Origin of the sequence: Kitasatospora sp. NPDC088346, from assembly GCF_044740765.1 — a bacterium.
Taxonomy (GTDB): domain Bacteria; phylum Actinomycetota; class Actinomycetes; order Streptomycetales; family Streptomycetaceae; genus Kitasatospora.
The window spans coordinates 1-17098 of record NZ_JBIURH010000028.1 but is presented as its reverse complement, the minus strand read 5'-3'; the positions used below and the strand labels follow the sequence as shown (position 1 = coordinate 17098).

Here is a 17098-nt window from a genome sequence, read left to right as displayed (position 1 = left end):
TCCGGAGTCCTGTCACCGACGCTCCGGCTTCGCCGAACGCGCCATCAGGCCCTTCAGGACCTCGTGGGTCGGCCGCCCGTTGTGGACCACGTCGACCACGGCCTCGACGATCGGCATGTCGACGCCGCTGCGCCGGGCCAGGTCGAGCACCGACTCGCAGGACTTGACGCCCTCCGCGGTCTGGCTGGTCGCCGCGACGGCCTGCTCCAGGGTCATGCCGCGGCCCAGGTTGGTGCCGAAGGTGTGGTTGCGGGACAGCGGCGAGGAGCAGGTGGCCACCAGGTCGCCCATGCCGGCCAGGCCGGCGAAGGTGAGCGGGTCGGCGCCGAGCGCGACGCCGAGCCGGGTGGTCTCGGCCAGGCCGCGGGTGATCAGGGTGGCCTTGGTGTTGTCGCCCAGGCCCATGCCGTCGGCCATGCCGACCGCCAGGCCGATCACGTTCTTGACCGCGCCGCCGAGCTCGCAGCCGACCACGTCGGTGTTGGTGTACGGGCGGAAGTAGGGCGTGTGGCAGGCCGTCTGGAGCCGCTTGGCCACCGACTCGTCGGTGCACGCGACCACGGTGGCGGCCGGCTGGCGGTTGGCGATCTCCCGGGCCAGGTTGGGCCCGCTGACCACGGCGACCCGCTCGGGGCCCACCCCGGCGACCTCCTGCAGCACCTCGGTCATCCGCTTGGCAGTGCCGAGTTCGATGCCCTTCATCAGGCTGACCAGCACCGTGCTCGGGCCGAGCAGCGGCGCCCAGGCGGCGAGGTTCTCGCGCAGCGTCTGCGAGGGCACCACCAGCACCGCGAAGTCCGCGCCGGCCATCGCCTCGGCGGGGTCGGCGGTGGCCCGGACGGCGTCGGGCAGCCGGACCCCGGGCAGGTAGTCCGGGTTGACCCGGGTCTGGTTGATGGCGTCGGCGAGCTCCTTGCGGCGTCCCCACAGGGAGACCTCGCAGCCGGCGTCGGCCAGGATCATCGCGAACGCGGTTCCCCAGGAGCCGTTCCCGAACACGGCGCAACGGGTCACTGGGCCTGCTCCTCGGTGTCGTCCTCGCCGGCCGCGCGCTCGCGCTTGCCGGCCGCCGCGGCGGCCCGCTCCCGGGCGGCCCGGCGCATGTCGTAGCGCTCGGCCGGGGGCTGCTCGTCCCGGATGCCGGCTAGCACCTCGGTGATCGCGGCCATGATGTCCTCGGTGGCCTCGCGCAGCACCTGCGCGGTGAGTTCCTTGCCCTGGTAGCGGCTGAGGTCCACCGGCGGTCCGGCGGCGACCGTCACCCGGTGCCGGGGAAAGAGGTTGAACTTGCTCTTCCCGCCCCGGCCGTAGGGCGGGACGATCTCGTGCGCACCCCAGTGCGCCACCGGGATGACCGGCGCGCCGGTCATCAGCGCGACCCGGGCGGCGCCGCTCTTGCCGGTCATCGGCCACAGGTCCGGGTCCCGGGTGAGCGTGCCCTCCGGGTAGAACTGCACGCACTGGCCCCGCTCGACCGCGTCGATCGCGGCCCGGAACGCCTCGGCGGCGTCGGTGGACTCCCGGAACACGGGGATCTGGCCGGTCTTGCGGAGCATGAACCCGATGAACGGCACGGAGAACAGCTGGGACTTGCCGAGTATCCGAGGCGGACGCCCGCTGTTGTACTGCCAGTGCGCGTAGACCACCGGGTCGATGACCGAGTTGTGGTTCACCACCGCCAGGAAGCCGCCCTCCTGGGGGAGGTGCTCCCATCCGCGCCAGTCCGGCTTCACCAGGGCGGTGGTCACCGGCTTCACCAGAACGGCCGCGAAGCGGTACCAGATGCCGTAGTCGGCGTTGCCGAACCTGGCGTACGAGCGGCGGGCCACCCCAGCTCCTCCTCATCGGGTGCGGCACCCGGGGTGCCGCACGTGTTCCCTCGCCTCCCGGTCTCACCGGTCGGGGTCGGCGGCCCGGTCCCCCGGCTGCCACCGGTGGTGACGGCCGACCTGCGGCCCTCCCGGTCCGACGGCCGGCAGCCGCCCCGGGGCGCGGACCAGTCTCACCCGCGGGCGCACCGGCTGTCGAGCGGACTTGCCCGTCAACGGCGGGCACGTGAGCAACCGCACGCCGGACGGGCGATGCGGCTGGCCAGGGCTCCGGGCCCGGCGCCACAATGGCGCCGATGACCGAGGACACCGTACGCCCCGCCGGGCCGCTCATGCCTGCTCCCTCCCCGCCCGGCCGCGGCGGCGGGGCCGCGGCCGTGCCCCGCTGGTCACTGGTGCTGCCCGTGAAGCCCCTCGCACTGGCCAAGAGCCGACTCGGACCGTTCGCCGGGCCGCGACGGGCCGAGCTGGCCCTGGCGTTCGCCCTGGACACCGTGCGGGCCGCACTGGACTGCCCGCTGGTGGGCCGGGTGCTGGTGGTGACCGGAGACTCCGTGGTGGCCGCCGGCGTCGCCGCGCTCGGCGCGACGGTGGTCGGGGACGAACCGGACGGCCGGCGCGGCGGGCTCAACCCCGCACTGGCGCACGGCGCAGCGCGAGCGCGCCTGTTCGCTCCGCACGCCCCCCTGGCCACGCTCTCCGCCGACCTCCCGGCGCTGCGGGCGGCCGAACTCGCCCGCGTCCTGGCCTCCGTACCGCCCGGCCGCCGGGCCTTCCTCGCGGACACCCCGGGGACCGGGACCACCCTGCTGGCCTGCCCGCCCGGACGGGCCCTGCGGCCGGCCTTCGGCCCCGGCTCCCGGGACCGGCACGCCGCCGGCGGGGCGCGTGAACTCCCGCTCCCGGACGTGCCGTCGGTGCGCCGGGACGTCGACACCGGTGCGGACCTGGCCGAGGCGCTCGTCCTCGGCGTCGGACCGCACACCGCCGCCGTGGCCGCCACCCTGGTCTGAGCCCACCGGGCGCTCGCTATGCTGCTGGCATGCAGGCCACCTCGTTCACCTTCGACGCCGCGACCCGGGCGGGTTCCGTCCTGCTCGACGACGGCACCCCGGTGCCCTTCGACGCGGCGGCCTTCGAGGCCGGCGGCCTGCGTCTGCTGCGGCCCGGCCAGCGGGTCCGGATCCGCACCAAGGGCAGCGGCGAGAGCCGGCGGGTGGTCTTCCTGACCCTGCAGACCTTTCCCGACCCGGGCGCGGATTCCTGACTCCGGCGGATTCCCGGCTCCGGCGGAGTCCTCGTCCGGGTGCCGGTGCGGACCACGCAGCAGCCCGGACAGCGCGGTGCCGGCCCCTCACCCCTGCGGGCCCGCCCGGCGGGTGGGGACCACCCTGACCACGTGCGAACGGCCGGCCATGGTGAACGCCATGGCCAGTTCGCCGTCCCGCGCCAGCGCCTCCTCGACCCGTTCCACCACGCCCGGTCCGAAGAAGGTGCGGTAGGCGTCGTACTGGGTCCAGCCGAGCGGCAGCATCCGCAGGGACTGCCAGAGGGCCGCGAGCGCGTCCGGCAGCCGGCTGAAGGTGGCCGGCCCGGCGACGCCCTCGATGGACACGGTGACCTGCCCCGGGGACTTGGCTGTGGTCATCTCGGCAGCTCCTCGCTGTCGTCGTCGACCTCGGCCCAGACCAGCTGGGCCGCGTCGCTGTACTCGTGGCCGAAGCGGTCGGCATCGGCGAGCGCGACGAGCACCGCGCGGTGCGCGTCCTCCCCGAGGTCGCCGGAGAGCGGCGCCTCCACCCGGTAGCCGCCCCCGCCGGGCCGTCGGCGGACCCTGGCCCGGACGCCGGCGGCGGCGGCGAGACGTCCTGCGAGGTCGAACACCCTGGTGCTCCGCACACGATGCCTCTCCGTGCATGCATCCCACTACTGCAGGCAATTCTAACTGTTTAGATTCCTCCTGATGGATTAGATTGTCAAAGCTGCATCACCCGCCCTGCTGAAAGGCAGGGGACGAATCTGCCGCCGGGAGAGCCGGATGCCTTCGGAGGAGCCCCCGTACCTGCGGATTGCCGACGACCTGCGCCGCCGGGTGGCCGCCGGCGAGTGGCGGGTCGGCGACCGGCTGCCGTCCCGCGCCAGACTCGCCATCAGCTACGGGGTCGGCGCCAACGTGCTGCAGCGGGCCCAGGAACTGCTGATCGTCGAGGGCGTGCTGGAGGGCCGGGCCGGATCCGGGACGTACGTCCGGGTGCCCACGGAGCGCCGCCCGATGGTGCGCGCCCGCCTGCGCGACGACGAGGGGCACTCCGACGGGCGCACCGACGGCCGCACGGACGGCCCCACCGAGGGCCGCTCCCCGCTGCGGGCCGGGCTCGACGGCCGGGCACCGGACGGCACCTGGGACGCGCACAGTTTCGCCCGCACCCCGGCCCCGGCACGGATCGCCGCCCGGCTCGGCATCGAGCCCGGCGACCCGACCGTGCGCACCTGCTACGAGTTCCTGACCGAGGGCCGGCCGGTGCAGACCGCCGAGAGCTGGGAGCCGATGGCGGTCACCGGCGGAACCCCGGTCCTGCTGCCCGAACTCGGCCCGCTCGCCGGGCGCGGCGTGGTGGAGCGGATGGCCGCGATCGGGATCGTGGTCGACCGCGTCGTGGAACGCCCCCGTCCGGCCCGGGCCACCCAGGAACAGGCCCACCTGCTCGGCATCTCGGCCGGCGACCTGGTGACGCTCATCGAGCGGACCTCCTACGACCCGGACGGCCGGGCGGTGGAGACCGCCGACCTGGTGGTGCCCGACTCCCGCTGGGAGATCGTCTACGAGCTCCCGGTCCGGGGGCACTGAACGGTCGTCACCCCGTCCGGCGCCGCGGCCTTGGAAACGCACACGGCTGCGGCGGCCCACCCCGGGTTTCACCGGAGTTCGGGCCGCCGCAGCCGTCGTCTTGCTGGTCCTGCCGATCCGCCCGAACTACTTGGCGGTGGCCTTGCGCGCGGTGGTCTTGCGCGTGGCGGTCTTCTTGGCGGGAGCCGTCTTCTTGGCCGCCGCCGTCGTCTTCTTGGCGGGGGTGGCCTTCTTGGCGGCCGCGGTCTTCGCGGGGGCGGCCTTCTTCGCCGCCGTGGTCTTGGCCGCGGTGGTCTTGGCCGCCGTGGTCTTCGCCGCGGTCGTCTTGGCCGCCGTGGTCTTGGCCGCCGTGGTCTTCGCCGCGGTGGCCTTGGACGCCGTGGAGCGGGCGGTGGTGGTCTTCTTGACCGCCGTCGCCTTCTTCGCGGTGGTGGTCGCCTTGCGGGCGGCCGTCTTCTTGGCGGCGGCCGGCGCGGCAGCGGCGGCGGCAGCGGCGCGCTTGGTGGCGGCGCGCTTCACGGCGGCGGTGGTCCCGCTCTTGCCCGGGGTGAGGGAGCCCTTGGGGGCCTTCTTCACCGAGGGGCCGTCCTTCGGCAGCTTCTTGGCGCCGGAGACCAGGTCCTTGAAGCCCTGGCCGGGACGGAAGCGGGGAACCGCGGTCTTCTTGACCTTGACGCGCTCACCGGTCTGCGGGTTGCGGGCGAAGCGCGCGGAGCGCTCCACCTTCTCGAAGGTGCCGAAACCGGTGACCGACACGCGGTCTCCTGCCACAACGGCACGCACCATGGTGTCGAGCACTGCGTCGACGGCCTCTGCGGCAGCCTTGCGACCGCCCAGCTGCTCGGCCACCGCTTCGACAAGCTGAGCCTTGTTCACGTCTTCCCCTTCGGAAACGGGCGCCGGATGATTCCATCCGTTCATTTCGCACGTTAGGTATGTATCTGCGGACTTTCAATTACCGAACGCGTGAATCACCCTAGTGTCGCAATGGATTTGCGCATCGGCGACCTCACAGGAGCGGCTGGCGCCCCTCGTCGAGGTCCTGCACAAAGCGACTCAACCGCCGCGCCGCCTCGGGGAGATCGCGCTTCGCGGTCTCCGTGACGATGAGCAGTTGACGGGTGAGAGCGGTCTTTGCATCGGTTGACACGTTCAGCGCAGAAACGCGAGCGTGCGCTTGCTTCAACCGCTCGGCCACAAGCGCGTACAGCGCTTCGACTTCCGAGTCGTCCGGTTCCTCAGCAGGTGAGGTGTGTTGGTCCGTCCGGTCGTCAATTCGACTGCCGGCTGCACCGTCCGTCTCCTCCGGCGCCGCGGGTTCGCCACCCGGGTACGGAGGTTCGGGGTTCCGGTGCATGTGACGATTGTGCCATCTGTACGGAGTTGCGCTGCGCCGGGGGTTTATGCCGACCGCGGCGACCGTGCCGAACTCCCGTCCCGAACAGCCGAAGACCCGCCCCCCCGAGGGGAGCGGGCCATCCGGCGGAGCATCAGAAAGCGCGTTCTCACGCCACCGGGAGGGTGCGCGGCTTGAAGGCCGGCCGGGTGGTCTCGAAGGCGGCGATCGCGTCCTCGTTCTGCAGCGTGATGCTGATGTCGTCCAGACCGTTGAGCAGCCGCCAGCGGACGTTGTCGTCCAGCTCGAAGGAGGCGGTCACGCCCTCGGCCCGCACCTGCCGGGCCTCCAGGTCAACGGTGATCTCGGCGGCGGGATCGGCCTCGACGAGGGCCCACAGCCGCTCCACCGTCTCCTGCGGCAGAACCACCGTCAGCAGGCCGTTCTTCAGCGAGTTGCCGCGGAAGATGTCGGCGAAGCGCGAGGAGATGACCGCCTGGAAACCGTAGTTCTGCAGCGCCCAGACGGCGTGCTCGCGGGACGAGCCGGTGCCGAACTCGGGACCGGCCACCAGGACGCTGGCGCCGGCCCGCTCGGGGCGGTTCAGGACGAAGTTCTCGTCCTTGCGCCAGGCCTCGAACAGGCCGTCCTCGAATCCGCTGCGGGTGACCTTCTTGAGCCAGTGCGCCGGGATGATCTGGTCGGTGTCCACGTTGCTGCGGCGCAGCGGAACGGCCCGGCCGGTGTGGGTGGTGAACTTCTCCATGGTGCTCAGACCTCCACGGCGACGTCGGGGTCCGCCAGGTCGGCGGCGTTCAGGTCGGCGGGCGCGGCCAGCCGGCCCAGCAGGGCGGTCGCGGCGGCGACCTGCGGGGAGACCAGGTGGGTGCGGCCGCCCTTGCCCTGGCGTCCCTCGAAGTTGCGGTTCGAGGTGGAGGCGCAGCGCTCCCCCGGTGCCAGCTGGTCCGGGTTCATGCCCAGGCACATCGAGCAACCCGCGTGCCGCCATTCGGCGCCGGCGGCGGTGAAGACCTTGTCCAGGCCCTCCTCGACGGCCTGCAGCGCGACCCGCACCGAGCCCGGGACGACCAGCATCCGCACGCCCTCGGCGATGGTGCGACCCTCCACGATGGCGGCCGCGGCCCGCAGGTCCTCGATCCGGCCGTTGGTGCAGGAGCCGACGAACACGGCGTCCACCGCGACCTCGCGCAGCGGCGTGCCGGCCGTCAGGCCCATGTACGCCAGCGCGTTCTCGGCGGCGACCCGCTCCTGCGGGTCCTCGAAGGAGGCCGGGTCCGGCACGTCGGCGCCGAGCGGCGCACCCTGGCCGGGGTTGGTGCCCCAGGTGACGAACGGGGTGAGCTCGGTGGCGTCGATGAAGATCTCGTGGTCGAAGACCGCGTCCTCGTCGGTGGCCAGGGTCTCCCAGTACGCGACGGCGGCGTCCCAGTCCTCGCCGCTCGGGGCGTGCGGACGGCCCTGGAGGTAGTCGAAGGTGGTCCGGTCCGGGGCGATCATCCCGGCCCGGGCGCCCGCCTCGATCGACATGTTGCAGATCGTCATCCGGGCCTCCATGGAGAGGCTGCGGATCGCCGAACCGCGGTACTCCAGGACGTATCCCTGGCCGCCGCCGGTGCCGATCTTGGTGATGATGGCCAGGATCAGGTCCTTGGCGGTGACGCCCTCCGGCAGCTCGCCCTCGACCGTGACGGCCATCGTCCTGAACGGCGCCAGCGGCAGCGTCTGGGTGGCCAGCACGTGCTCGACCTGGCTGGTGCCGATACCGAAGGCCAGCGCGCCGAACGCGCCGTGGGTGGAGGTGTGCGAGTCGCCGCAGACGACCGTGGTGCCCGGCTGGGTCAGGCCCAGCTGCGGCCCGACCACGTGGACCACGCCCTGCTCGATGTCGCCCAGCGAGTGGATGCGCACGCCGAACTCCTCGGCGTTGCGGCGCAGCGTCTCCAGCTGGACCCGGGAGACCGGGTCGGCGATCGGCTTGTCGATGTCCAGGGTCGGGGTGTTGTGGTCCTCGGTCGCGATCGTGAGATCGGTCCGGCGGACGGTGCGGCCGGCCAGCCGGAGCCCGTCGAAGGCCTGCGGGCTGGTCACCTCGTGCAGCAGGTGCAGATCGATGTAGAGCAGGTCGGGCTCGCCCTCGGCGCGCCGGACGACGTGGTCGTCCCAGACCTTCTCCGCCAGTGTCCGTCCCATCGCTTTCCCTCCAGCCGGCCGCATTGCCGGCCTTCTCGTGTCGTCGAGGTCTCTTCCCGAGCCACCCTGGTGAGGCTCGCCGCAGGCGACCTGCACGCCGGATCGTGTCCAGGATGTGGACACCTTGGTGAGGGTCCGTCCTGGGTGTCTCCCGGGCTGCTCCATCCAGAGTGGCGCTTTTCTCGCAAGATTGAACTTGCGTCTCGCGTACTGAGACTGCAGTATCGAGACATGGACAACACTAGCGGCGTCGGCGTTCTCGACAAGGCCGCTCTGGTGCTCAGCGCACTGGAGTCGGGCCCCGCCACGTTGGCGGGGCTGGTCGCCGCCACCGGTCTGGCACGGCCCACGGCCCACCGACTCGCCGTCGCACTCGAACACCACCGCCTGGTCACCAGGGACATGCAGGGCCGCTTCATCCTCGGCCCCCGACTCTCCGAACTCTCCGCCGCGGCCGGCGAGGACCGCCTGCTCGCCGCCGCCGGACCGGTGCTCACGCACCTGCGGGACGTCACCGGCGAGAGCGCCCAGCTCTACCGCCGCCAGGGCGAGATGCGGATCTGCGTGGCCGCCGCCGAGCGGCTCTCCGGCCTGCGCGACACCGTGCCGGTCGGCTCCACCCTGCCGATGAAGGCCGGCTCCGCGGCCCAGGTCCTGCTGGCCTGGGAGGAGCCGGAGCGGCTGCACCGCGGCCTCCAGGGAGCCCGCTTCACGGCGACCGCGCTGAGCGGCGTGCGGCGGCGCGGCTGGGCCCAGTCGATCGGCGAGCGCGAGCCCGGAGTGGCCTCCGTCTCCGCCCCCGTGCGCGGCCCCTCCAACCGCGTGGTGGCCGCCGTCTCGGTCTCCGGCCCGATCGAGCGCCTGACCCGCCACCCGGGCCGACTGCACGCCCAGGCCATCATCGAGGCCGCGAACCGCCTCACCGAGGCGCTGCGCCGCGGCTGAGCCGGCACGGCCCGCCGGAACCGCGAACGGCCCGCCCCGGTCACCCGGGGCGGGCCTTCGAGCGTGCGCGGCGGCCGCACGGGGAATTCCGCCGGAAAAGCAAAAAGCCCCGGTCACCCGGAGCTGTTTTGGCTGGGGTACCAGGACTCGAACCTAGACTAAATGAACCAGAATCACTCGTGCTGCCAATTACACCATACCCCAAAAGTACCCCCGACCGGATTCGAACCGGCGCTACTGCCGTGAGAGGGCAGCGTGCTAGGCCGCTACACAACGGGGGCCCGCACCATCACTGGTGCTGAGTACCCCCGACCGGATTCGAACCGGCGCTACTGCCGTGAGAGGGCAGCGTGCTAGGCCGCTACACAACGGGGGCATACTCATTACTACTGTATTCAGTTTGCAATTTGCATTGCGTACCCCCGACCGGATTCGAACCGGCGCTACCGCCTTGAGAGGGCGGCGTGCTAGGCCGCTACACAACGGGGGCCTGTACTGCGGAACCACTGTACTGCGCTGGGGTACCAGGACTCGAACCTAGACTAACTGAACCAGAATCAGTCGTGCTGCCAATTACACCATACCCCACCAGAGTTCAACCCCTGCGGGGCCTTCCTCGGTGCTTCGCGCCTCCCTGCCCGGGCGGCGCAGAAAGAACATTACCCGACGCGTGGCCCCGCTCCAAAATCGATAACCGCAGGCAGGGCCGTAGGCGCCTGCGGGCCTGGTCAGCGCACCAGGCCCGCAGGCGTCCCGGAGGTGCTCAGGAGGCCGGGACGAGCTCCAGCGCGGCGGTCAGCCGGCGGAGCGTCTCGGGCCGGCCGAGCAGCTCCATCGACTCGAAGAGCGGCGGGGAGATCCGCCGGCCGGTGACGGCCACCCGCAGCGGGGTGAAGGCGAACTTGGGCTTGATGCCCAGCCCGTCCACCAGCGCCTCGCGCAGCACCGCCTGGATCGGCTCCGGGGTGAAGTCCCCGAGCTCCTCCAGCGCCTTGATGCTGGCCTCCAGGACGGCACGGGAGTCGGCGGTCAGCGCCTTGGCCGCGTCGTCGGGGTCGACCGTGAAGTCGGCCGGGTCGACGAACAGGAAGCCGGCCATCGGGACGATCTCGCTGAGCACCACCATCCGCTCCTGGGTGAGCGGCGCCACCGCGGCGAGCAGCTCCAGCTGCGCGGCGCTCGGCTCGGCCGGCAGCAGGCCGGGGGCCTGGAGGTACGGCACCAGGCGGCGGACGAACTCCTCGGGCGCCAGCTCGCGCACGTGGCGGGCGTTGATCGCCTCGCACTTCTTGAGGTCGAAGCGGGCCGGGTTGGCGTTGACGTCGGCGATGTCGAAGGCCGCGACCAGCTGGTCCATCGAGAAGTGGTCGTCGTCGGCGGAGAGCGACCAGCCCAGCAGCGCGAGGTAGTTCAGCAGGCCCTCGGGCAGGAAGCCGCGCTCGCGGTACAGGTTGAGCGAGGCCTGCGGGTCGCGCTTGGACAGCTTCTTGTTGCCCTCGCCCATCACGTACGGCAGGTGGCCGAAGCGCGGGGTGGTGCCGTTGCCGACGCCGATCTCGGCGAGCGCCGCGTACAGCGCGATCTGACGCGGGGTGGAGGAGAGCAGGTCCTCGCCGCGCAGGACGTGGGTGATCTCCATCAGCGCGTCGTCGACCGGGTTGACCAGGGTGTACAGCGGCGCGCCGTTGGCCCGGACGATGCCGAAGTCCGGGACGTCCTTCGGGTCGAAGCTGACCGGACCGCGGACCAGGTCGTCGAAGGTCAGGGTGTGGTCCGGCATCCGGAACCGGACGATCGGCTGCCGGCCCTCCTGACGGTAGACCTCGACCTGGTCGGCGGTCAGCGCGCGGCAGTGCCCGTCGTACCCGCTGGGCTTGCCGGCGGCGCGGGCGGCCTCGCGGCGGGCGTCCAGCTCCTCGGTGGAGCAGTAGCACTCGTACGCGTGGCCGGCCTCCTTGAGGCGGCGGGCGACGTCCGCGTAGACGTCCATCCGCTGCGACTGCCGGTACGGCGCGTGCGGGCCGCCGATCTCGGGGCCCTCGTCCCAGTCGAAGCCGAGCCAGCGCATGGCGTCGAGCAGCTGGTTGTAGGAGTCCTCGGAGTCGCGGGCCGCGTCGGTGTCCTCGATCCGGAAGACCAGCGTGCCGCCGTGGTGGCGGGCGAAGGCCCAGTTGAAGAGGGCGGTACGGACCAGACCGACGTGCGGGTTGCCGGTCGGGGAGGGACAGAAGCGGACCCGGACGGTCGGGTCCAGCTCGGAGTTAGCCACGCTTACAGCCTCAATCACGGGAGATGACCTTGTTGGCGAGAGTGCCGATACCTTCGATGGTGACGGCGACCTCGTCGCCGACGCCGATGGGGCCGACACCCGCGGGGGTGCCGGTGAGGATGACGTCGCCCGGGAGCAGGGTCATCGCTTCGGAGATGTGCGCGATCAGCTCGGCGACCGGACGGACCATCAGGGAGGTCCGGCCCGCCTGGCGGAGTTCGCCGTTGACGGTGCAGGTGACCGCGAGGTCGGACGGGTCCAGGTCGGTCTCGATCCACGGGCCCAGCGGGCAGGCGGTGTCGAAGCCCTTGGCCCGGGCCCACTGGCCCTCGCGCTGCTGGACGTCGCGGGCGGTCACGTCGTTGGCGCAGGTGTAGCCGAGGATCACCTCGGGCACCCGGTCGATCGGGACCTCGCGGCACATCCGGCCGATCACCACGGCCAGCTCGGCCTCGTGCTGGACGTCCGAGGAGAACGGCGGGTACGCGATCGCCTCGGTCGGGCCGATCACCGAGGTGGAGGGCTTGAAGAAGGTCAGCGGCACGGCCGGGACCTCGTTGCCCAGCTCGGCGGCGTGCGCCGCGTAGTTGCGGCCGACCGCGACGATCTTGCTGGGGAGCATCGGGGCCAGCAGCCGTACGTCCTGGAAGCGGTAGCTCTCACCGGTGGGCTGGGGAGTCCCGAACGGGTGCCCGGCCAGTGCGTGCAGCACCAGCGAGTCGGGCTTCGAGGGATCGCCCTCGACCACACCGAAGGAGACGCTGCCGGCGGCAGGGCTTCCCTCCCGGACGGAGAACCTGGCAATGCGCACTGCCCAGCAACCTCTCGGTTCGTCGGCCGCCGGGGCGCCCGGACGCTGGCGGAGCCCGCGGATCGGGGCCCTGCTCGATCGTCCCCAGGCTATCGCGTGGGCCGTCGCCCACCCGTTCGCGCCGGGCGGGGCGGTTCCCGGCCGGCGCGGCCCGGGGACGACAGGAGCGCACAGACGACAGGGGCGCCGGCCGCGGTGCGGTCGGCGCCCCTGTCGGGAGTTGAGGGTCAGTCCAGCGGGATCCGCGGGGCCGGCGCGACCATCAGCTTGGTGCGGCGCGGGTTGGCCGTGCTGTCGGGCAGCTCGGTGGCGTACTCGCGGGGCTCCTGTGCGGCGACGAAGCCGGGCAGCTGACCGAAGTCCGCAACGGAGGCCAGGCTCGTCCGACGCGGGTTGGCCGTGGGGCGGAAGTTGAGCGTGGACTTCGAAGCCTTCGTCGGCTCGGGCATTGCGTCACACCTCGGGATCATGGGTCGGCCCGCTCGGTCGCGGCCGACCCGCGGGGGTCGGGGCTTTTGGGCGGGCCTCGGGATGGGCAGGCTGAATCACAGCGGCACATCACCGTGTGCCCGCCGGAGCAAGGTTAAGGATCTCCTTTCACAGCCGCCGTGACCAAAGCTACACATTACGGTGTGACCTTGCTCACTTTTGCCGGGAAAATTGCCGCGATCTCGGCCATATCCGGCGATCAGAAATCGCCGACATAGGGGATATCTCGGACATTTCGGGACCTCCGACCCTCCGGCGAATCCGCAGGCAACTTGGCATGCATCGGGCAAGTGTCCGAAAAGGGCCGTATTCCGGCACCCCTACCGCACAGTCCGTGAGGCGATGCGCGCACTGGGTAGCTCAGGACACCGACGGGTAACGCCCCTTGTTGGACTTCCCGTGCTGTGCTGGAATGCCACGGAAAAACTCGACACCGTCCTATCCCGCCAGTCGCGGGAGGGGCGCCCGGTCCAGAGGTTGCGACGCCAGTGCAGGGACGTTTCAAGAGGGGCAGCGGCGCCGCGGGTGACCCGGAGCAGCGCGAGCCCATGTCAGGCTCCCACCAGGCAGCACCGATGACCGGCGCTGCCGCCGACCGGCTGGTCTCCGGCGGCTCCGAGCCAGAACCCGGTGACACCGCCGGCGCGGACAGCGCCGAGCACGCCGACAAGCAGAGCCGCCGATCCAGGCTGCGCGGAAGTCTGAACCGCCGCCGGGCCACCGGCATCAGCCGGTTCGCCATGCGCAACTGGCGCATCCGGACGCGTCTGATCGCGCTGCTGCTGCTGCCCGTGATGGTCGCGCTGGTCCTCGGTGGCCTGCGGGTGCAGACCTCGCTGGAGAACTCCCGGCAGCTGGCGCAGATGAAGGACCTCGCGGACCTGGCCCGCAAGGCGACGGCCCTGGCCAACGCCCTGCAGACCGAGCGTGACGTCAGCGCCGGCCCGCTCACCGCCAAGCAGGGTGACGCGACCGACCCCGACGTCGTCGAGGCCCGCAAGACCAGCGACGCACTGAGCAAGGCGTTCAACGCCAGCGCCGACAAGTTCGACGAGCTCGACCTCGCCGGTGGCAAGACGCTGCTGCTCCAGGTCCGCAAGGACCTCAACCAGCTGACCGCGGCCCGGACGAGTGCCTACCGCAGCCCGGACAACATCCAGGCGACCATCACGAGCTACGACGTGATGATCAAGGACCTGATCGACATCATCCAGGACCTCGCGATCACCTCGAACAGCACCGAGCTGATCAAGATCACCCGTGCGCTGCGCCAGTTCTCGCTGGCCAAGGAGTCGACCTCCATGCAGCGCGCGCTGATCAGCGCGGCACTGGCCCGTCCCGGCCAGCCCGACCTGAGCACCTCGGACGAGACCTTCGGCATCCGCCTGCAGGGCGGCGAGGACAACGCGCTCGCCAACTTCACCGCCATCTACGGCGAGGGCGAGGCCCGCGCGAAGCGCGCGCAGATGAGCTACAACCAGCTGATCGCCGACTCCGACCGCTTCACCAAGGCGGTGCTCAACCCGAACGGCATCCAGCAGGCCGAGAGCCGGACCTACAAGGACTGGTACGACGCCGCCTCCGCCAAGATCACGGCGGAGAAGAACATCGAGACCTCCCTGGTCGAGGACCTCGACGGCAAGGCCCAGGCCCTGCAGTCCGACGCCGACACCGAGGCCCTGGTCAACGCGGCCCTGGTCGCGATCGTGCTCATCGTCGCCATCGCCGGCGCGGCCCTGATGGCCCGCTCGATGGTGCGCTCGCTGACCCGACTGCAGACCGCGGCCGAGGACGTCGCCGAGCGGCGACTGCCCGAGCTCGTCAAGACCCTCTCCGAGAGCGACCCGCAGGACGTCGACGTCACCGTCGAGCCGGTCGGCGTCGACTCCGCGGACGAGATCGGTCACGTGGCCCACGCGTTCGACATGGTGCACCGCGAGGCCGTCCGACTCGCCGCCGAGCAGGCCCTGCTCCGAGGCAACATCAACGCGATGTTCACCAACCTCTCGCGCCGCAGCCAGGGCCTCATCCAGCGCCAGCTGTCGCTGATCTCCGAGCTGGAGAGCCGCGAGGCCGACCCGGACCAGCTGGCCAGCCTCTTCAAGCTGGACCACCTCGCGACCCGTATGCGCCGGAACGGTGAAAACCTCCTCGTCCTCGCGGGTGAGGACCCGGGCCGCCGCTGGACCCGTCCCGTCCCCCTGGTCGACGTGCTCCGTGCCGCCGCCTCCGAGGTGGAGCAGTACGAGCGCATCGAGCTCGCCGCCGTCCCGTCGACCGAGGTCGCCGGCCGCGTCGTCAACGACCTCGTCCACCTGCTCGCCGAGCTGCTGGAGAACGCCACCTCGTTCTCCAGCCCGCAGACCCGCGTGCGGGTCACCGGCCACGCCCTGCCGGACGGCCGGGTGCTGGTCGAGATCCACGACACCGGCATCGGCCTGAGCCCGGACGACCTCGCGGACATCAACGAGCGTCTGGCCAGCCCGCCCGTGGTGGACGTCTCGGTCTCCCGCCGCATGGGTCTGTTCGTGGTCGGCCGCCTGTCCCTGCGACACGGCATCCGCATCCAGCTGCGTCCCAGCGACTCCGGTGGCACCACCGCGCTGGTCATGCTCCCGATCGACGTCACCAACTCCGCCGACCGCCGGGGCGGCCGTCCCGGCGGCCCGTCCGGCCCCGGTGGCAAGCCGCAGCGCGGCGCCGGTCCGACCCCGCGCCAGCAGGGTCGTGCCGGTGCGGCCGAGGCACTGGCCGGACGGCAGACCGCCGCCCTCGGCCAGGGCCCGGGCGCCCCGGGCGGCCGCCCGCAGCTCGGCGCGCCGCCGGCCGGCGGTCCGCAGGGCAACCAGCAGTCCGGTGGCGGGCTGTTCGGCGGCGGTCAGCCGTCGGGCGGCCCCGGCAACCGGGCCGGCGGTCTGCCGACCCGTGAGGTCGGCCAGGCGCTCCAGGGCAACCCGGCGCCGCAGGGCGGCCAGCCCGCCGACCTGCCGCCGCGCCGCGTGCCCGGCGCCTCCGGTGCCCCGGGTGCGCCCGGTGCCGGTGCGCCCGGCGGGATGCCCCGCCGGGGTCCGGCCCCGCGTCCGCAGGACGGCCAGGGCCAGCCCGGCCGTCGGCCCGCTCCCGAGCGCCCGCAGCCGCAGCAGCAGCCCCAGCAGCGGGCCGGGGCCGAGCGGCCGGAGAACGCGAGCCTGTTCGGCGAGCGTCCGCAGCACGGCCGGGCCGACCAGGCGCCGGACGGCGATCAGGCCGCGGGCCGCCCGCAGCGCGGGCCGCTCCCGGACGACGCCGCCCGCGGCGGGCTCGCCCCGCGCCGCCCGCAGGCCCCCCAGGCCCGCCCGGAGCAGCCGCAGCCGGCCGCCGAGAGCGACGCGGAGAGCACCGCCCAGTTCGCCCGTCCCCGCTTCGAGGCCAGCGACATCGACCCGCGCGACCCGCTGGGTCTCGGTCTGGTCGAGCCGGTGCTGCCCAGCGTCCCCGGCCCGGCCGGTCAGGCCCCGCAGGGCCAGGCGCCCCAGCAGGCGTTCCCGCAGCAGAACGGGCAGCCGAACGGCCAGCAGGCCGGTCAGCGCCCGCAGCCGATGGCGCTGCCGACCGGCCCCGGCGACGACGCCCAGTGGTTCCGTCCCGAGGACGCCGACGGCGCCGGCCGCCCCGGCGGCTACCAGCCGCAGCGCCCCGGCACCACCGCCCCCGGGATGGCCCAGCAGGGCCGCCCGCAGCAGCGTCAGGCCCCGCAGCAGCGCCAGGCCCCGCAGGGCGGTCCGCAGCAGGGCCAGGCTCCGCAGGGTCGGCCGCAGCCGGCCCCGCAGCAGCGCCAGGCCCCGCAGGGCGGTCCGGAGCAGGGTGCCCAGCGCCCCGCCCAGGGCCGGCCGCAGGCTCCCGCCCAGGGCGAGGCCCCGTGGCGGCCGTCCGCGAACGACGAGCGGTGGCGGCGGGCCGAGCAGCTGCGTGAGCCCTCCACCGGTGGGCTGACCACCTCGGGCCTCCCGCGCCGCACCCCGCAGGCCAACCTGGTGTCGGGCACGGCGGAGGCCTCGCCGCTGACCGGTCCCCAGGTGTCCCGGAGCCCCGACGAGGTGCGCGGCCGGCTGACCAACCTGCGCCGCGGCATCCAGCAGGGGCGCCAGGCGGGTACGACCGGCGCCAACCCCGGGGCCGACCAGGCCCAGCAGGGGTTCGACGGTTTCGGCGGCGCCGCACGCGGCAACCGTCCCGGTCATGACGGGCAGCGCAACGCCGATGGCACCTACGGCTTCGGCCCCGAGCACCAGGAGCGTTGAGTTGAGTCAGATGAGCCAGGCCGCACAGAACCTGAACTGGCTGATCACCAATTTCGTGGACAACACCCCCGGGGTGTCGC

General features: G+C 72.5%; 16 protein-coding genes, 5 tRNA genes and 1 pseudogene. 6 read left to right on the top strand and 16 right to left on the bottom strand.

Annotation, left to right across the window (positions count from 1 at the left end; translation table 11 throughout):
- Nucleotides 1-12: 12 nt before the first annotated feature.
- Together ACIOFR_RS28325 and ACIOFR_RS28320 are read right to left on the bottom strand one after the other, a co-directional pair.
- Entirely contained in the window at nt 13-1014 is a 1002-nt protein-coding gene (locus tag ACIOFR_RS28325) for an NAD(P)H-dependent glycerol-3-phosphate dehydrogenase (RefSeq protein ID WP_401002032.1), read from the bottom strand.
- Nucleotides 1011-1829: a lysophospholipid acyltransferase family protein gene (locus ACIOFR_RS28320; RefSeq protein WP_401002030.1), complete on the bottom strand. Its 819-nt coding sequence runs from the start codon at nt 1827-1829 to the stop codon at nt 1011-1013. Before ACIOFR_RS28320 ends, ACIOFR_RS28325 begins: the two co-directional genes overlap by 4 nt.
- Nucleotides 1830-2161: 332 nt before the next feature.
- On the opposite strand from ACIOFR_RS28320, the gene cofC reads away from it, so the two are divergent.
- Together cofC and ACIOFR_RS28310 are read left to right on the top strand one after the other, a co-directional pair.
- The gene (cofC, locus tag ACIOFR_RS28315) at nt 2162-2842 is read left to right on the top strand and encodes a 2-phospho-L-lactate guanylyltransferase (RefSeq protein ID WP_401002112.1); all 681 of its coding nucleotides are present in this window, start codon (nt 2162-2164) and stop codon (nt 2840-2842) included.
- Nucleotides 2843-2871: 29 nt separating this feature from the next.
- On the top strand, nt 2872-3096 hold the full coding sequence (locus tag ACIOFR_RS28310; RefSeq protein ID WP_401002027.1) for a hypothetical protein: 225 nt from the start codon (nt 2872-2874) through the stop codon (nt 3094-3096).
- Between the two features lie 87 nt (nt 3097-3183).
- Here ACIOFR_RS28310 and ACIOFR_RS28305 read toward each other — a convergent pair whose 3' ends face one another.
- Both ACIOFR_RS28305 and ACIOFR_RS28300 read right to left on the bottom strand, forming a co-directional pair.
- Nucleotides 3184-3477 carry a hypothetical protein gene (locus ACIOFR_RS28305; protein WP_401002025.1) on the bottom strand — a complete coding sequence of 98 codons (294 nt, stop codon included), beginning with the start codon at nt 3475-3477 and terminating at the stop codon, nt 3184-3186.
- The gene (locus tag ACIOFR_RS28300) at nt 3474-3728 is read right to left on the bottom strand and encodes a hypothetical protein (protein WP_401002023.1); all 255 of its coding nucleotides are present in this window, start codon (nt 3726-3728) and stop codon (nt 3474-3476) included. Before ACIOFR_RS28300 ends, ACIOFR_RS28305 begins: the two co-directional genes overlap by 4 nt.
- A gap of 139 nt (nt 3729-3867) precedes the next feature.
- Between ACIOFR_RS28300 and ACIOFR_RS28295 the strand changes: the two genes are divergently transcribed.
- Complete coding sequence (locus tag ACIOFR_RS28295; protein ID WP_401002021.1) at nt 3868-4677, top strand: GntR family transcriptional regulator; 810 nt, start codon at nt 3868-3870, stop codon at nt 4675-4677.
- A 126-nt stretch (nt 4678-4803) separates the two neighbouring features.
- Here ACIOFR_RS28295 and ACIOFR_RS28290 read toward each other — a convergent pair whose 3' ends face one another.
- The 4 genes from ACIOFR_RS28290 to leuC form a co-directional block, all read right to left on the bottom strand.
- On the bottom strand, nt 4804-5553 hold the full coding sequence (locus tag ACIOFR_RS28290; protein ID WP_401002019.1) for an HU family DNA-binding protein: 750 nt from the start codon (nt 5551-5553) through the stop codon (nt 4804-4806).
- Nucleotides 5554-5686: 133 nt separating this feature from the next.
- Entirely contained in the window at nt 5687-5953 is a 267-nt protein-coding gene (locus ACIOFR_RS28285) for a hypothetical protein (RefSeq protein WP_401002111.1), read from the bottom strand.
- Between the two features lie 229 nt (nt 5954-6182).
- Nucleotides 6183-6779, bottom strand: a complete 597-nt coding sequence (gene leuD, locus ACIOFR_RS28280) for a 3-isopropylmalate dehydratase small subunit (RefSeq protein WP_401002017.1) — start codon at nt 6777-6779, stop codon at nt 6183-6185.
- A gap of 5 nt (nt 6780-6784) precedes the next feature.
- Nucleotides 6785-8224 (bottom strand): 3-isopropylmalate dehydratase large subunit, encoded by a 1440-nt coding sequence (leuC, locus tag ACIOFR_RS28275; RefSeq protein WP_401002015.1) that lies wholly within the window; start codon nt 8222-8224, stop codon nt 6785-6787.
- A gap of 231 nt (nt 8225-8455) precedes the next feature.
- On the opposite strand from leuC, the gene ACIOFR_RS28270 reads away from it, so the two are divergent.
- Complete coding sequence (locus ACIOFR_RS28270; RefSeq protein WP_401002013.1) at nt 8456-9169, top strand: IclR family transcriptional regulator; 714 nt, start codon at nt 8456-8458, stop codon at nt 9167-9169.
- A gap of 129 nt (nt 9170-9298) precedes the next feature.
- Here ACIOFR_RS28270 and ACIOFR_RS28265 read toward each other — a convergent pair.
- From ACIOFR_RS28265 to ACIOFR_RS28230, 8 genes are all read right to left on the bottom strand, one after another.
- Nucleotides 9299-9373: transfer RNA gene (locus ACIOFR_RS28265), tRNA-Gln, on the bottom strand.
- A gap of 4 nt (nt 9374-9377) precedes the next feature.
- A tRNA-Glu gene (locus ACIOFR_RS28260) sits at nt 9378-9450 on the bottom strand.
- Nucleotides 9451-9472: 22 nt separating this feature from the next.
- Nucleotides 9473-9545: transfer RNA gene (locus ACIOFR_RS28255), tRNA-Glu, on the bottom strand.
- Nucleotides 9546-9586: 41 nt separating this feature from the next.
- Nucleotides 9587-9659 (bottom strand) — tRNA-Glu (locus tag ACIOFR_RS28250).
- Between the two features lie 26 nt (nt 9660-9685).
- Nucleotides 9686-9757: transfer RNA gene (locus ACIOFR_RS28245), tRNA-Gln, on the bottom strand.
- Between the two features lie 175 nt (nt 9758-9932).
- Nucleotides 9933-11438 (bottom strand): glutamate--tRNA ligase, encoded by a 1506-nt coding sequence (gltX, locus tag ACIOFR_RS28240; RefSeq protein WP_401002012.1) that lies wholly within the window; start codon nt 11436-11438, stop codon nt 9933-9935.
- Nucleotides 11439-11448: 10 nt separating this feature from the next.
- Entirely contained in the window at nt 11449-12249 is an 801-nt protein-coding gene (locus ACIOFR_RS28235; protein WP_401002010.1) for a fumarylacetoacetate hydrolase family protein, read from the bottom strand.
- Between the two features lie 227 nt (nt 12250-12476).
- Nucleotides 12477-12698, bottom strand: coding sequence for a hypothetical protein (locus tag ACIOFR_RS28230; RefSeq protein ID WP_401002008.1), 222 nt, complete (start codon nt 12696-12698; stop codon nt 12477-12479).
- 528 nt (nt 12699-13226) lie between these two features.
- Here ACIOFR_RS28230 and ACIOFR_RS28225 point away from each other — a divergent pair.
- Nucleotides 13227-17018 (top strand): nitrate- and nitrite sensing domain-containing protein, encoded by a 3792-nt coding sequence (locus tag ACIOFR_RS28225; RefSeq protein ID WP_401002006.1) that lies wholly within the window; start codon nt 13227-13229, stop codon nt 17016-17018.
- Nucleotides 16978-17098: pseudogene (locus ACIOFR_RS28220) on the top strand (roadblock/LC7 domain-containing protein); the annotation flags it as partial. The gene ACIOFR_RS28225 and the pseudogene ACIOFR_RS28220, both read left to right, overlap by 41 nt.

What these genes read in the sequence shown, in the direction of transcription:
- leuD (WP_401002017.1), bottom strand. Translation starts at nt 6,779, where the DNA reads ATGGAGAAGTTCACCACCCACACCGGCCGGGCCGTTCCGCTGCGCCGC.
- leuC (WP_401002015.1), bottom strand. Translation starts at nt 8,224, where the DNA reads ATGGGACGGACACTGGCGGAGAAGGTCTGGGACGACCACGTCGTCCGG.
- ACIOFR_RS28230 (WP_401002008.1), bottom strand. Translation starts at nt 12,698, where the DNA reads ATGCCCGAGCCGACGAAGGCTTCGAAGTCCACGCTCAACTTCCGCCCC.
- ACIOFR_RS28310 (WP_401002027.1), top strand. Translation starts at nt 2,872, where the DNA reads ATGCAGGCCACCTCGTTCACCTTCGACGCCGCGACCCGGGCGGGTTCC.
- ACIOFR_RS28295 (WP_401002021.1), top strand. Translation starts at nt 3,868, where the DNA reads ATGCCTTCGGAGGAGCCCCCGTACCTGCGGATTGCCGACGACCTGCGC.
- ACIOFR_RS28270 (WP_401002013.1), top strand. Translation starts at nt 8,456, where the DNA reads ATGGACAACACTAGCGGCGTCGGCGTTCTCGACAAGGCCGCTCTGGTG.
- ACIOFR_RS28305 (WP_401002025.1), bottom strand. Translation starts at nt 3,477, where the DNA reads ATGACCACAGCCAAGTCCCCGGGGCAGGTCACCGTGTCCATCGAGGGC.
- cofC (WP_401002112.1), top strand. Translation starts at nt 2,162, where the DNA reads ATGCCTGCTCCCTCCCCGCCCGGCCGCGGCGGCGGGGCCGCGGCCGTG.